Raw genomic sequence first — 14668 nt, forward strand, 5'->3', positions numbered from 1 at the left:
CCAGTGGAAGCACAAAACTGATCTAAAATCGCTGACTTCTCCGCCTTGGACCCCGTGCGATAATCCCTACGTAATTGCTTGGTGACTTCAATCCGAGCACTCATCGAGACAATGTCCTTATCCATGCGTTCACACTATGGCTTCGCGCTCACGATACGTGAGGCACGACCTGAGCTACGCGCTCAATATCAATAAGGTACGTCGGGGGGTTGAATAAGAAAATATCACTCCGTTAAACTCGCCCTGCGACGACCTGAGGGTGACGCATGACGTCTCATGGATTCCTTGGAAGGCGGTCCTGAATGTGCTTGAGTTTCTAACTTCGCGGTGGGGAGATATTCTTTTTCGCTCCTACCAACACGCCAGCTTAGTGGTTCAAGCGCTGATCTTAGCCACGATTATTGCTTTAGTGATCGCAATGTTGGTGTCGTCACGGCCGTGGGGTGCTTCGGTTGCGAACGCTCTGAGCTCTATCGGGTTGACCGTGCCCTCACTGGCCTTGCTTGGGCTGGTGATTCCCATCGTGGGTATCGGTACTTTACCGTCGGTGGTCTTGGTGACCTTTTACGCGATCCTGCCGATCATGCGAAATGCCATTGTCGGCTTGCAAGCCATAGATCCGCTGGTTGTCGAGTCCGCCCGTGGTCAAGGGATGGGGCCTGCGGCGGTGTTGTTTCGAGTGCGGTTGCCACTGGCCTGGCCGATCATTATGACCGGCGTGCGAGTCTCTGCTCAGATGTCCATGGGTGTAGCCGCCATCGCGGCCTATGCCCTAGGACCTGGACTGGGTGGATACATTTTCTCGGGCCTCAGTCAAATTGGAGGGGCAAACGCGGTGTACTACGCCTTGGTCGGCACTTTTGGCATCGTGATCGTGGCGCTCATTCTTGACCTCTTACTCATGGGTCTGACCCGGCTCACCACTTCGAAGGGACAAAAAGCATGACAGAGTCACAGCGTCATCACGAATCCAACCGCGGCGTTGAGATCGAACTTCGCAAGGTTTCCAAACGGTACCCCGGGCAGAAAAATCCTGCCGTCCAGGAGATGGACCTCGTCATTCCTGCCGGTGAGATGGTGATGTTTGTTGGGCCATCGGGATGTGGGAAAACCACCACGTTGAAGATGATCAATCGACTGATCGAACCAAGCGCTGGCACGATTCTGATTGACGGGGACGATGTGACCAACCACAATCCCACGAGGTTGCGTCGCAATATCGGCTACGTGATTCAGGGCGGTGGGATGTTGCCGCACCTGACTGTGGGCGCCAATATTGGCCTCGTCCCGGGGCTACTCAAGTGGGATAAGAAGCGGATCCGCGCCCGAGTAGATGAGCTTCTGGACATGGTGGGGCTTGACCCGCAGATTTACCGTGACCGCTATCCGAGGGAACTCTCCGGCGGACAGCAACAGCGTGTGGGTGTGGCGCGTGGACTGGCTGCTGATCCCCCGATCGTGCTGATGGATGAGCCGTTCGGCGCGGTTGACCCGGTGACGCGCTCGCGGTTGCAGGATGAACTTATGCGGATTCAGTCTGAACTGCAGAAGACTATCGTGTGCGTGACTCACGATATAGATGAAGCGATCAAACTGGGTGACCGGATGGTGATTTTCCAACCAGGAGCCACGATCGCGCAGTACGACACGCCAGAAAAGGTTCTCGCCGCACCGGCCAGCGATTTTGTCGACGATTTCATCGGTGCTGGATCCACTTTAAAACAGCTCAGCTTACGGCGGGTTGACGAACTTGGGTTGTCGCATCCACCCACAGCCCGGATTGGCGAGTCTGTGGATGAGGTAGTGCAACGGGCCACAGTAGAGGGAGCGAGTGCTGTTGTGATCCTTAATGAGCGTGACGAGCCCCGTGACTGGGTCAGCCTGCGCACGCTCCAACGACAGGCTACGGTGCCAGATCCCAAGGCGGATTTGCAGACCGTCATCGACCACCGGTCAACTCTCAATGACGCGCTCGACGCAATGCTCACCTCCTCCCACGGTGGTGCCATGGTGGTCAAGCGTGGCACCTACCAGGGTGTGTTGCTTTATGAGACGGTGACGGATTATGTCCGCGCCCTGAATGAACAGGTTGCGCAGCCGGTACACGACGAGCAACAGCCCGGTTCATCCGACAATCTGACTGACGATGTGCGGGGAGTGAACTGATCATGTGGCGAAGGCTTTCTCGCGAAGACAAAATCTTGCTGGCGGGTATCCCGGTGCTCGTGATCATCTTGCTGGGGGGCTGGCTGGTCTGGCAAGCGGCCGCAACTTTGGACGATATTGAAGCCCGTACCTTGGACCTCTCCAACGTGGCGGTCATGGCGGGCGAGCACGTTGTACTGGTCTTGGTCTGCACCATTGTTGTAGTACTCACCGCGATTCCCGTCGGAATTCTCCTCACGCGCGGTAGCTTACGCCGGCTGGCAACTCCGGTGACCTTCATTGCCAATATGGGACAGGCAGCACCGGTGATCGGTGTGATCGTGCTACTGGCTATGTGGTGGGGATTCGGGGCGACAACTGCTGTTGTATCGCTGTGGATCTACGCTTTCTTGCCCGTGCTGGCCAATACGATTGCAGCCTTGCGCTCCGTTGACCCCGAACTTATTGAGGTTGCCAGGGGGATTTCGATGTCTCCGTGGCAAGTTCTCTTCAGAGTCGAGCTACCGATGGCACTACCAGTGATCATGGTGGGGGTGCGCACAGCACTCGTGCTATTGGTGGGTGCTGGGGCCTTCGCGACTTTTATTGACGCTGGTGGCCTCGGGACACTCATCACCACCGGAATCAGCCTGTACCGGTTTCCCATTCTGATTTCGGGTGCCCTGTTGATTGGTACTCTAGCCCTGCTGATCGAATGGGTGGGAAGACTGTGCGAAGCGATCTTGGCTCCGAAGGGGGTGACTGCGTGAAACGGTCAATGTCGTTGAAGATGTTGCTTCGGGTCGCTAAACGTCGAGCTGTTATCGGCGTGAGTAGTCTCGGGCTCATCGGAAGCCTGGTCCTGTCCGGTTGTGGTTTGGGTACTGCCGGCGGTTACACTCCCTCGGGGACGCTGACCGGTGAGGTCGCCGACATTAGCCTTGACGGTGCCAGTATTTCCGTTGGTTCCAAGAACTTCACCGAGCAAATCCTTCTGGGCAAGATCGCTGTGGTGCTACTGCAGTCAGCGGGGGCTGACGTTCAGGACCTGACGAATATTCCCGGCTCGACCTCGGTTCGCCAGGCCCAGTTGACAGGTGATGTTGACCTCACCTTGGAATATACAGGGACAGCCTGGATCACATATATGGGGCACACTGATCCGATACCCGATTCCCAGGAACAATACGAAGCTGTGCGGGACGCGGACAAGTCCAACGGGCTAACGTGGTACGAGCCCGCTGACATGAACAACACGTATACAATGGCTGTGCGCAGGGAGACGGCTGAAGAATACGGGGTCTCATCCCTGGACGATATGACGAAGCTCCCCGAGGCAGAACAAACATTTTGTGTGGATGCCGAGTTCCAGGCTCGCAATGATGGGTTTATCCCGATGCTGGAGGAATACGGGATGGATGAACCTCCTTCTGAACAGGTGTCGATTATCGACACCGGAGCGATCTATGCGGCCCTTGCTAACGGAACCTGTACCTTCGGTGAGGTATTTTTCACCGACGGTCGTATTAAGGCGTTGGACCTGGTAGCGCTGGAAGACCCGCGGGGATTTTTCCCCAAATACAACATGGCACCGGTCGTTGACAGTGAGCTCGCCGAGCAATATCCCCAGCTTGAAGACCTCTTTGCGCCGGTCGTCGCTGACCTAGACAATGACCGGATGCAGGAACTTAATGCCCGCGTGGACGTGGACGGAGAAGATTACGGTGACGTGGCCTATGAATACCTTAAAGATTTGGGAGTAGTCACCGACAGCTAGGGAGCGGACGGCATGACAACGTCCGCTAAAACGTTGTCTCGGGCTCAGCTACCTGTAACTCGAGTTGCAGGTATGAGACGCTATCCTCAATACTGTTGGTTGAGTCCTAGCTCACAGAAAAGGAAAAGGAAGGTCCATGCCCGAGGCATATATCTATGATGCCGTGCGAACTCCGCGCGGGAAGAATAAGAACGGGTCGTTGCACTCGGTGAAACCCATCGACCTGGTGGTGGGCTTGATCGAGGCTATCCAAGAACGCAACCCCTCGTTAGATCCACAACTCATTGACGACATTGTCCTGGGCGTGGTCTCCCCGGTTGGAGACCAGGGTGGAGATATCGCTCGCGCCGCTGCCCTGGCTTCGTCCCTACCTGACACGGCGGCTGGTGTGCAGGTCAACCGGTTCTGCGCCTCCGGCCTCGAAGCTGTGAACCTGGCCGCCCAGAAGATCGGCTCCGGCTTCGAAGATCTCGTGCTGGCCGGCGGCGTGGAATCCATGTCGCGGGTGCCACTGGGTGCTGACGGTGGCCCGTACTCTCAGGACCCCGCCACCGCCTATGACTCCTACTTCGTGCCCCAGGGTATCTCCGCAGACTTGATTGCCACGGTGGAAGGTTTCAGCCGCGAAGACGTCGACACCTACGCCGCTCGTTCCCAGCAGCGGGCTGAGACCGCGTGGCAAGAAGGTCGCTTCGACCGCTCGATCGTGCCGGTGAAAGACATCAACGGTCATGTGCTGCTCGACCACGATGAACACCGCCGTCCCGGCTCCACCGTGGAATCCCTGGGCGAACTGCCCGCCAGTTTCGCCAAGATCGGTGCCCAGGCTGGTTTCGATGACGTTGCCTTGCAGAAATACCACTGGTTGGAGCGGATCAACCACGTCCACGGTCCCGGTAACTCTTCCGGCATCGTTGACGGCTCCGCCCTGGTGTTGCTCGGTTCTGCCGAGATCGGTGAGAAGCTGGGCCTGACCCCGCGCGCCAAGATTATTCAGACGGCGGTCACCGGGTCGGAACCGACCATCATGCTCACCGGCCCGACCCCGGCCACTGAGAAAGCACTGGCCAAGGCGGGTCTGAGCGTGGACGATATTGACCTGTTCGAACTCAATGAGGCCTTCGCCGCTGTGGTGATGAAGTGGCAGAAGGAGCTGGGCGTTCCGGATGAAAAGGTCAACGTCAACGGTGGTGCCATCGCCATGGGCCATCCATTGGGTGCGACCGGCGCGATGATTTTGGGTACGTTGCTCGATGAGCTCGAGCGCACCGACCAGCAGCGCGGTCTGGCCACCCTGTGCATCGGTGGCGGCATGGGTATTGCGACCATTATCGAGCGAGTCTAAGGGGAACAGTCATGACGACAGAGAACTACACCGGATACCAGTGGGACCAAGACGCCGATGGCATCGTGACCATCACCATGGACGACCCCAATGCCTCGGTCAACACCATGAACGACCACTTCGTGCAGGCCTTCTCAGCCACCGTGGACCGGCTGGAAGCCGAAGAGATCACCGGCGTGGTGATCACCTCGGCGAAAAAGACCTGGTTCGCCGGAGGTAACCTCGAGCAACTGCGCGAGATGACCCCCGAGAACACCGACGCCCAGGTGGCAGAACTCAGCCACATCAAGTCGCTACTGCGTCGTCTGGAGCAACTGGGTAAACCCGTGGTGGCCGCCATGCACGGTGCCGCCCTGGGCGGTGGCCTCGAAATCGCCCTGGCCTCGCACTACCGACTGGCCGCCTCCGATAATCCCAAGGCACGCTACGGTGTGCCCGAAGTGACCCTGGGACTGCTTCCCGGCGGTGGCGGTGTGACTCGCCTGGTGCGCATGCTCGGTATCCAGGACGCCCTGCAGAAAGTGGTGATTCCCGGTACCCAGTTCAAGGCCGAGGACGCCCACGCGCTGGGGCTCATCGATGAGCTGGTGCCCGCCGAGCAGCTCCGCGAGGCTGCGGTGGCCTGGATCAAGAACAACCCCGAACCGGTCCAGCCTTGGGACCAAGAGGGCTTCAAAATCCCCGGCGGGGACCCGAAGAGCCCCAAGGTCGCCAGCCAGCTGCCGGCCCTACCGGCACTCTTGCGTCGCCAGCTGAAGGGCGCGAACTTCCCGGCACCGCGTGCTGCCATGGCTGCTGCGGTAGAGGGCGCCTCGGTGGATATCGACACCGCACTGGCGATTGAGACCCGGTACTTCATTCACCTGACCCACTCTCAGGTGGCCAAGAACATGATCCAGGCCTTCTTCTTCGACATGCAGCACATCAAGTCCGGTGGCTCCCGTCCCGACGGCATTGCCCCGCGGGAGATCAAAAAGCTCGGCGTACTCGGAGCCGGTTTGATGGGCGCAGGCATCGCCTACGTGTCCGCCAAGGCTGGACTGGACGTGGTGCTCAAGGACGTTTCGCTGGAGGCGGCTGAAAAGGGTAAGGACTACGCCCGCAAGCTTGAGGCCAAGGCTCTACAGCGGGGCAAGACCACCGAAGAAAAGTCCCAGGCTCTGCTGGACCGCATCACCCCGACCGGGGAGGCCTCCGATTTTGAGGGCGTGGACTTCGTCATCGAGGCGGTCTTCGAATCCGTGGAGCTCAAACACCAGGTGTTCCAGGAGATCCAGGACATTGTCACCCCGGACGCACTGCTGGGCTCCAACACCTCCAGCTTGCCGATCACTTCGCTGGCTGCTGGCGTGGACCGTCAGGAAGACTTCATCGGCATTCACTTCTTCTCCCCGGTCGACAAGATGCCACTGGTGGAGATCATTTGCGGCGAGAAGACCTCCGATGAGGCACTGGCACGCGCCTTCGACTACGTGGCCGCGATCCGCAAGACCCCGATCGTGGTCACCGACTCGCGCGGTTTCTTCACTTCCCGGGTGATCGATAAATACATGCGCGAAGCCCTGGCGGCTGTGGGTGAAGGTGTGGAGCCGGCCACCGTCGAGCACGCCGCGATGCAGGCCGGTTACCCCTCCGGCCCGCTGTCGCTGCTGGACGACCTGACGCTGACCCTGCCGCTGAAGATCCGTTCTGAGGCCGAAGAAGCAGACCGTGCTGCCGGCATCGAGACCCCACACCACCCTTCCCAGGACGTACTGCGCTGGATGGTGGAAGAAGCCGATCGTCCTTCCCGCAAGTCCGGTCGCGGGTTCTACGACTACGACGAGAACGGCAAGCGTCAGCTGTTGTGGCCGGGGCTACGGGAGCACTTCAAGTCCGGGACCTCGGTGCCGGAGCTGATCGACCTGCAGGAACGCATGCTCTTCGCTGAGGCACTGGACACCATTGCCTGCCTGGAAGAAGGCGTGCTGACCTCGGTACCCGATGCTAATATCGGCTCGATCCTCGGTATTGGGTTCCCGGCCTGGACCGGTGGCGTGTTGCAGTACGTCAACCAGTACGCCGGCGGCCTGCAGGGCTTCGTGGCTCGCGCTCGGGAGCTCGCCGAGAAGTACGGTGACCACTTCCTGCCCTCCGAAGGGCTGATCGCGAAGGCCAAGGCCGGCGAGAAGTACGAGTAAAAACTCCATATACTCATCGCACCCGTCAGCGCTTCTTTGAGGTGTGCTGGCGGGTGCGGTGTGTTAACCCCGCAATGAAAACCCCCGGAATAGGCAAAGCGTGGCTGAAGCGCCTAAGATTTTGACGTACACGATTTCGTCAGAAGGTGGAGACTGCAGATGCCTCGTATCGTCGTTGACGTGATGCTCAAACCCGAAATTCTTGATCCGCAGGGTAAAGCCATTGCCCACCAGCTCCCCGGAATCGGGATCTCCGATTTCTCCGCAGTCCGTCAGGGCAAGCGTTTCGAACTGTTCGTCGACGGTGAGGTCACCGAGGCCCACCTGCAGGCAGCACGTCGGGCCGGTGAAGAACTGCTCTCCAACCCGGTGATCGAAGACGTGGTGAATGTGTCTGTGGCTGACGACGATGCGGTGGAGCAGGCATGAGCCCACGTATTGGCATTATCACCTTTCCTGGAACACTCGATGACCGCGATGCTACCCGAGCGGTGCGGTTGGCCGGCGCCGAGCCGGTGCAGCTGTGGTACAAGGACACCGACCTGGCCGGTAGCGACGCGGTGGTGATCCCCGGCGGATTCTCCTACGGCGACTATCTGCGCGCCGGGGCGATGGCCGCCAAAGCCCCGATGATGACCCAGGTGGTGGCCGCAGCTGAGACCGGCCTGCCGGTGCTGGGCATTTGCAACGGGTTTCAGATCCTCACCGAGGCCGGATTATTGCCGGGCTCGATGATCAAAAACGATCACCTGAAGTTCATCCGCACCGATCAACGTTTGCGCATTGACAACGCTACCACCGCCTGGACGTCCTCGTTTCGTCAGGGCGAGGAGATTGTGGTGCCCTTGAAGAACCAGGACGGCCAATACGTTGCCGATGAGCAGACGCTGGCGATGCTGGAGGAGTCCAACCGGGTGGTCTTCCGCTACCGTGGCCACAACCCGAACGGCTCCCGCAATGACATTGCCGGTATCACCAATGAGGCAGGCACTGTGGTGGGGCTGATGCCCCACCCCGAACACGCGGTGGAAGCCGGTTTCGGCCCCTCACTGGCCTCCGGAACCGCCACACCTGCCACCATGCGCCAGGGAACCGATGGGCTGGGCGTGTTCCAGTCCGTGCTGACCTCACTTGCGAGAGCCTAAGGATTACGATGTTCAACCTCGACACCGTCGACCACGCGACTGCCACCCCCGATGAAGAACTTCCCTGGGCCGAACTGGGATTGAAGGACAACGAGTTCGCCGAGATCAAAAAGGTCTTGGGGCGCCGGCCCACCCACGCCGAGCTGGCGATGTACTCGGTGATGTGGTCCGAGCACTGCTCCTATAAGTCCTCCAAGGTCCACCTGCGCCAATTCGGTGAGAAGGTCACCGACGAGATGCGTCAGGACCTGATGGTGGGCATCGGTGAGAACGCCGGGGTCACCGACATCGGTGACGGCTGGGCGGTGACCTTCAAGATCGAGTCCCATAACTCCCCGTCCTTCGTCGAGCCCTACCAGGGTGCAGCCACCGGCGTGGGTGGGATCGTGCGCGACATTATCTCGATGGGTGCCCGCCCGGTGGCGGTCATGGACGCGCTACGTTTCGGTCCGATCGACTACCCCGACACCCAACGGGTACTCCCCGGCGTAGTGGCCGGAATCGGCGGATACGGTAACTCGCTGGGGCTACCCAATATCGGCGGAGAAACCGAATTTGACGAGTGCTATCGCGGTAACCCGTTGGTCAACGCGCTGGCGGTCGGCGTACTGCGCCACGAGGATCTGCGCACCGCCAACGCCTCGGGGGCGGGCAATCAGGTCGTACTCTTCGGTGCCCGCACCGGCGGTGACGGCATCGGTGGCGCCAGCGTGCTGGCCTCAGAATCCTTCGACGACACCAAACCCTCCAAACGCCCGGCGGTGCAAGTCGGTGACCCGTTCGCCGAAAAGGTCCTGATCGAGGCCTGCCTGGAGCTATTCCACTCCGGACTGGTGGAAGGTATCCAAGACCTGGGTGCTGCCGGCATTTCATGTGCCACCTCGGAGTTGGCCTCCAACGGTGAGGGCGGGATGCACGTGGACCTCACCCAGGTGCTGTTGCGTGACCCGAGCCTGACCCCCAGCGAGATTCTGATGTCAGAATCCCAGGAACGGATGATGGCCGTCGTCACCCCCGAGAAACTGGCCGACTTTGAAGCCGTGATGGATAAGTGGGAGGTCGAGTACTCGGTGTTGGGCGAGGTGACCGACACCAACCGGCTGATCATTGAGTGGGACGGCGAGGTGATCGTCGACGTGGACCCGCGCACCGTGGCTCATGACGGGCCCGAATACCACCGCCCCTACCACCGTCCGGACAGTCAGGACGCGTTGGCCACCGACCACTTCCAGGCCCTCGATTTCCAGGCCCCCGAGGCCGATCTGCGCCAGACCATCTTGGACTTGCTCTCCACCCCGAATCTGGCCGATACCTCCTGGATCACCGCCCAGTACGACTCCTACGTGCAGGGCAACACCGCCATGGCCGAACCGGATGACGCCGGGGTGATCCGCGTGGACGAAACCACCGGGCTCGGCATTGCCGTGGCCACCGACTGCAACTCGCGGTTCACCACCCTGGATCCCTACACCGGCGCTCAGGCCAGCCTGGCCGAGGCCTATCGCAATGTGGCCACCTCCGGGGCCCGCCCGGTGGCGGTCTCCGACTGCCTGAACTTCGGCTCCCCGGAAGATCCAGCGGTGATGTGGCAATTCGCCGAAGCCGTGCGCGGGTTGGCCGATGGGTGCCTGGAACTGGGCATCCCGGTTACCGGTGGCAACGTCTCGCTATACAACTCCACCGGCGCCCAGGCCATCCACCCCACCCCGGTGGTCGCCGTGCTGGGCGTACACCAGAACGTGGAGAACCGGGTACCTTCTGGCTGGCAGTCCGCCCACGCCGGTCACGTGATCTACCTGCTGGGCACCACCGCCGATGAGCTCGACGGCTCCGAACTGGCGCGGATGCACGGGCACCTCGGCGGCGTACCGCCCCAGGTCGACCTGGCTGCCGAAAAGGCACTGGCGCAACTGTTGCAGACCGCCGCACAACGCCAGCTGATCTCCGCGGCCCACGATCTCTCCGGTGGGGGACTAGCTGCCGGGCTGGCCGAAGCCTGCCTGCGGTTCCAGGTCGGCGCGGAGTGCGAGCTGAACCACGTGGCCGACCGCGATGGGATTGACCTGCCGACCCTGTTGTTCTCCGAATCTCAGGGTCGGGCCATCGTCTCGGTGCCTCCGGTGCAGGTGACCGCCCTGGAGCAACTGGCCGAAGCGCACCACGTGCCACTGGCGCAGATCGGGGCGGTGACCGCCTCCACCAGCCTGCACATCAACGGGCTTGAGCCACTGATGTTCAGTGAGATCAACCGGACCCGTGCGAACCTGATCAGCGAGTACTTCGGATAGTGCCCACCAGCTCACCATCCCGTACGGCAGCCATCGTCGGCGCCGGCCCCAACGGGCTCACCGCCGCCGCCCTGCTAGCGAAGGCCGGCTGGCAGGTCGACGTCTACGAACGCAATGCCCGCATCGGCGGAGCCAGCTCCTCAGCGGAGATCTTCGGGCCCGGCACCGTGGTCGACCTGGGGGCTGCCGCCCACCCCTTCGGGGTGGCCAGCCCGGTCTTCGCCCGACTGCGACTGACCGATCATGGGCTACGCTGGCGACACGGCCGCTACCCCATGGCCCACCCGTTGGACGACGGCTCGGCCGTGGTCTTACATCACAGCCTAGAAGACACCGCCGCCGAACTCGGTGGCGACGGCACCGCCTGGCGGATGATTCACCGGTCCCTGGTCGACAATATTGACAAGGACCTGGAAAACGTCATGGGTCCGTTGCTGCGGTTCCCTGCCCACCCGGTACGCATGGCCCAATTCGGGCTGTTCGGATCCCCACCCTCGACGTGGTTCACTCGCACCGCCTTCCGCGACCAGCCCGCCCGGGCGCTATTTATCGGCTCGGCCGCCCACGCCATCACCCCGCTGGGTCACCCGTTTACCTCCGCCTATGGCGCGATCTTCGGCGCTCTGGGCATGACCCGTGGCTGGCCGGTGGCCGAGGGGGGCTCCCAGGCCATTTCCGACGCCCTGGGATCGGTGATTACCAGCCACGGCGGACGGATTCACACCGATACGGAGATCACCTCGCTACACGAGTTGGATGCCGAGAAAATCCTGCTGAATATGACCCCGGCCCAGGTGATGACCCTCGCCGGACGCGAGACCGCCGCCGGGTTGAGCGATACCACCCTGGGCCGGCTGTCTCGCTGGCGCTACGGACCCGGCGTGTATAAGGTCGACTATCTGCTCGACGGGCCGGTGCCCTGGAGCGATGACCGCGTCGGTCAGGCCGTGACCGTTCACGTGGGCGGTCAAGCCGCTGAGATCCGGTTGGCCGAAGCCCAGATCACCGCCGGACGCATGCCCGAACGGCCCTTTGTGATGGTGTGTCAGCAACAAGTCGCTGACCCCAGCCGGACCACCGATTCGCGCACGATCCTGTGGACCTACGCGCACGTGCCGGCCAATTATCACGAGCCCCGTCGCGGACTGGTAGCCGAGCGGATCGAGGCCCAAATTTCCCGGTTCGCCCCGGACTTCCGCGACCGAATCCTGGACCGCCACCTGGTCTCCCCACAAGATCTGCAGGACTGGAACCCGAACCTCATCGGTGGCGATATTGCCGGTGGGGCGATGACCCGCAGTCAGGCGGTGCTACGTCCCGGTCTCACCCGCGAACCCTACCGGCTCACCGACCGGCTCTTTATGGGCTCGGCAGCCACCCCGCCCGGGGCCGGGGTGCACGGTATGTCCGGGTACTGGGCCGCCCAGGCGATGGGGGCGGAACCCCGGGAAGCTTAGCTGAGGAACACCCCTCGGGCATAGCCCTCGGGCACAAACACCTCAGCCTCGCCGTGGATCAAGACATACCCGTCCGGAACCTGTTCCACAGTGACGTCGGTACCCAGCGTGATGCCCTGGGCCAGGCAATCGGCCAAGAACTCCTGATCAATCTGGGCGATTTCCCCGATCCGCGACAGGATGCCGTGGTCCCGGTCCACAATGCTGTCATCGGCGGGCTGGTCCACCGAATGCACCTGGGAACCATTGAGTTGCGGGACTTTATTGCCGAAAGGATCCACCTCCGGGTGCTCCAAGAGCCCGTCCATCAACTCCACGGCCTCATCACTGGCCACGTGCTCCCATCGGCACGCTTCGGCGTGAATTTTCGACCAGTCGAGCTTGACCACCTGATGCAAAAACTGCTCGATCACTCGGTGTTTGCGCATCACCGATAAGGCCTGCTGTTCGCCTTCTGCGGTAAAGTGCAACACCCGGTCGTTGCCCAACACCAGCAACCCGGCCTTCGACATCCGATTTACCGTCTCCGAGACGGTCGGGGAGGACTGCTCGAAGCGTTCGGCTAACCGGGCGCGCAGGGCCGGCAGGCGGGCCTCGTGCAATTCGGTAATGGCCTTCAGATACATTTCCTGTGTATCGACCAGGTCGTGGTGATCGGACATCGTGGCATTCACTCCTTGACTGAGGTTAACCTAACACTACCGTATGAGCCACGCGGTGGAATCGGGCTCCACCATGCTCTCGGCGTAACCGGGGCCGATCAGTAGTTCCCCGGGGGCGACCGTCACCGGCCGATCCGACAGATTGGCAATAACCTCGACGCGCTGAGTCCCCGTATGGTCTTCAGTGGTGACGGTAAAGGCCAGCACCCCGCGGTGCGGATCGTGGTGGGCGGACCAGGCGAACTGACCGGAACCCAACCGGTATTCAGCCCGCAGGCGCAACAACTGCCGGTAGGTTTCCAAAAATGATCCGGGCACCCCGTCTTGTTGATCCACGGCCAAGCGGTGATAGGACTCCGGGGCCGGAAGCCACCCGTCGGGCTGACCGGCCCGCCACGGCATGGGCACCCGGGCCCCGTCGCGACCGTACTCGGCACCCCGGGTGCGCCGGTAGGTCGGATCTTGACGTGCCTCGTTCGGCAGGGTGGTGTGTTCGGGCAGGCCCAGCTCATCGCCCTGATAGATATAGGCCGAGCCCGGCAGTGCCAGCTCGATCATCGCCGCCGCCAACGCGCGTCGGCGTCCCAGGGCTTCATCCGGCTGGATGTCTTCGGCGGTGATGCTGTCCGGATAGCTGGTGGGATCCGGCAGTCCGAAGCGGGAGGCGTGCCGGACCGTATCGTGATTCGACAGCACCCAGGTCACCGGCGCCCCCACCGCGTGCGCCTCGGCGAACGAGATGTCAATAGCCTCGTGGAGCGCCTGGGCATCGTAGCCGGCGGTGAGGAAGGTGAAGTTAAAGGCCTGCTGCATCTCGTCGGGGCGCACGTAGCGGAACAGCCGGAACAGCGGCGAGATCCAGGCCTCGGCAACCATCATCCGATCCTGGTATTCCTCCAGCACCCGGTGCCAGCTACGGTAAATCTCGTGCACGCCCTCCTGATCGTAGAAGGGGTGCACCGGGGTGAAGCTGTCCGAATCAGTGATATTGTGATCCAGTTCGGCATCGGTGATCATTCCCGGCCGGTGCGGATGATCGGGTAGTCCAGCCTGTTTGACCAGCCCGTGGGCCACATCAACTCGGAACCCATCGACCCCGCGGTCCAACCAGAACCGCAGAATATTCTCGAACTCTTCGCGCACCTCGGGGTGCTCCCAGTTCAAATCCGGTTGCGAGGTGTCAAACAGGTGCAGATAGTACGGGCCCGGGGTGCCATCCGGTTCGGTAATCTGGGTCCAGGCCTTTCCTCCGAAATGCGACAACCAGTTATTGGGCTGGTCGCGGAAAATATACCGATCCCGGGCGGCCGGGTCGCCTAAGGCCTGCTGGAACCAGGGGTGCTGATCCGAGGTATGGTTCGGCACCAAATCCACGATGATTTTCAGCCCGTGCTCGTGGGTGGCGGTAATCAGCCGGTCGGCATCGGCTAGAGTGCCAAACAGCGGGTCCACGTCCCGGTAATCGGCCACATCATAGCCGGCGTCCTGTTGCGGGGAGACGTAAAAGGGCGAGAGCCAGATGGCATCCACCCCGAGCTCGGCCAGATACGGGAGCTTGGCGATCACCCCCGGCAGATCACCCATCCCCGACCCCGTGGAATCGGCAAAGGAGCGGGGATAGATCTGGTAAATGACAGCATGGGACCACCAGGGAGTTTTGGACATGGTT

The 14668-nt window shown here is 61.5% G+C and carries 12 protein-coding genes; 10 read left to right on the forward strand and 2 right to left on the reverse strand.

The features are described from left to right. Positions 1–304: 304 nt before the first annotated feature. The 10 genes from DYI20_RS01635 to DYI20_RS01680 all read left to right on the forward strand — a co-directional run bounded on the left by DYI20_RS01635 (position 305) and on the right by DYI20_RS01680 (position 12337). Positions 305–946, forward strand: a complete 642-nt coding sequence (locus tag DYI20_RS01635) for an ABC transporter permease (RefSeq protein ID WP_110099074.1) — start codon at positions 305–307, stop codon at positions 944–946. Continuing rightward, entirely contained in the window at positions 943–2166 is a 1224-nt protein-coding gene (locus DYI20_RS01640) for an ATP-binding cassette domain-containing protein (protein ID WP_110101250.1), read from the forward strand. The genes DYI20_RS01635 and DYI20_RS01640 overlap by 4 nt, the downstream gene beginning before the upstream one ends. A gap of 2 nt (positions 2167–2168) precedes the next feature. After that, positions 2169–2915 (forward strand): ABC transporter permease, encoded by a 747-nt coding sequence (locus tag DYI20_RS01645; protein WP_110101251.1) that lies wholly within the window; start codon positions 2169–2171, stop codon positions 2913–2915. Further along, on the forward strand, positions 2912–3922 hold the full coding sequence (locus DYI20_RS01650) for a glycine betaine ABC transporter substrate-binding protein (RefSeq protein ID WP_233487975.1): 1011 nt from the start codon (positions 2912–2914) through the stop codon (positions 3920–3922). The genes DYI20_RS01645 and DYI20_RS01650 overlap by 4 nt, the downstream gene beginning before the upstream one ends. 136 nt (positions 3923–4058) lie before the next feature. Next, positions 4059–5267 carry an acetyl-CoA C-acetyltransferase gene (locus DYI20_RS01655; RefSeq protein WP_110101252.1) on the forward strand — a complete coding sequence of 403 codons (1209 nt, stop codon included), beginning with the start codon at positions 4059–4061 and terminating at the stop codon, positions 5265–5267. A gap of 11 nt (positions 5268–5278) precedes the next feature. Continuing rightward, positions 5279–7447 carry a 3-hydroxyacyl-CoA dehydrogenase NAD-binding domain-containing protein gene (locus tag DYI20_RS01660; RefSeq protein WP_110101253.1) on the forward strand — a complete coding sequence of 723 codons (2169 nt, stop codon included), beginning with the start codon at positions 5279–5281 and terminating at the stop codon, positions 7445–7447. Positions 7448–7606: 159 nt separating this feature from the next. Continuing rightward, positions 7607–7876 (forward strand): phosphoribosylformylglycinamidine synthase subunit PurS, encoded by a 270-nt coding sequence (gene purS, locus DYI20_RS01665; RefSeq protein WP_110101254.1) that lies wholly within the window; start codon positions 7607–7609, stop codon positions 7874–7876. Then, positions 7873–8592 carry a phosphoribosylformylglycinamidine synthase subunit PurQ gene (gene purQ / locus DYI20_RS01670; protein ID WP_110101255.1) on the forward strand — a complete coding sequence of 240 codons (720 nt, stop codon included), beginning with the start codon at positions 7873–7875 and terminating at the stop codon, positions 8590–8592. The genes purS and purQ overlap by 4 nt, the downstream gene beginning before the upstream one ends. An 8-nt stretch (positions 8593–8600) precedes the next feature. Further along, positions 8601–10880 (forward strand): phosphoribosylformylglycinamidine synthase subunit PurL, encoded by a 2280-nt coding sequence (gene purL / locus DYI20_RS01675; RefSeq protein ID WP_110101256.1) that lies wholly within the window; start codon positions 8601–8603, stop codon positions 10878–10880. Then, the gene (locus DYI20_RS01680; protein ID WP_110099082.1) at positions 10880–12337 is read left to right on the forward strand and encodes a phytoene desaturase family protein; all 1458 of its coding nucleotides are present in this window, start codon (positions 10880–10882) and stop codon (positions 12335–12337) included. Before purL ends, DYI20_RS01680 begins: the two co-directional genes overlap by 1 nt. Here DYI20_RS01680 and DYI20_RS01685 read toward each other — a convergent pair. Together DYI20_RS01685 and DYI20_RS01690 are read right to left on the reverse strand one after the other, a co-directional pair. Further along, positions 12334–12999 (reverse strand): metal-dependent transcriptional regulator, encoded by a 666-nt coding sequence (locus DYI20_RS01685; RefSeq protein ID WP_110101257.1) that lies wholly within the window; start codon positions 12997–12999, stop codon positions 12334–12336. The genes DYI20_RS01680 and DYI20_RS01685 overlap by 4 nt on opposite strands. 36 nt (positions 13000–13035) lie before the next feature. Further along, positions 13036–14664 (reverse strand): glycoside hydrolase family 13 protein, encoded by a 1629-nt coding sequence (locus DYI20_RS01690; RefSeq protein WP_110101258.1) that lies wholly within the window; start codon positions 14662–14664, stop codon positions 13036–13038. Positions 14665–14668: the final 4 nt, after the last annotated feature.

Source organism: Auritidibacter ignavus, from assembly GCF_003703835.1.
Lineage (GTDB): Bacteria > Actinomycetota > Actinomycetes > Actinomycetales > Micrococcaceae > Auritidibacter > Auritidibacter ignavus.

Coding starts and splice junctions, on each gene's coding strand:
- DYI20_RS01685 (WP_110101257.1), bottom strand. CDS start 12,999: ATGTCCGATCACCACGACCTGGTCGATACACAGGAAATGTATCTGAAG.
- DYI20_RS01690 (WP_110101258.1), bottom strand. CDS start 14,664: ATGTCCAAAACTCCCTGGTGGTCCCATGCTGTCATTTACCAGATCTAT.
- purQ (WP_110101255.1), top strand. CDS start 7,873: ATGAGCCCACGTATTGGCATTATCACCTTTCCTGGAACACTCGATGAC.
- DYI20_RS01640 (WP_110101250.1), top strand. CDS start 943: ATGACAGAGTCACAGCGTCATCACGAATCCAACCGCGGCGTTGAGATC.
- purL (WP_110101256.1), top strand. CDS start 8,601: ATGTTCAACCTCGACACCGTCGACCACGCGACTGCCACCCCCGATGAA.
- purS (WP_110101254.1), top strand. CDS start 7,607: ATGCCTCGTATCGTCGTTGACGTGATGCTCAAACCCGAAATTCTTGAT.
- DYI20_RS01660 (WP_110101253.1), top strand. CDS start 5,279: ATGACGACAGAGAACTACACCGGATACCAGTGGGACCAAGACGCCGAT.
- DYI20_RS01645 (WP_110101251.1), top strand. CDS start 2,169: ATGTGGCGAAGGCTTTCTCGCGAAGACAAAATCTTGCTGGCGGGTATC.
- DYI20_RS01655 (WP_110101252.1), top strand. CDS start 4,059: ATGCCCGAGGCATATATCTATGATGCCGTGCGAACTCCGCGCGGGAAG.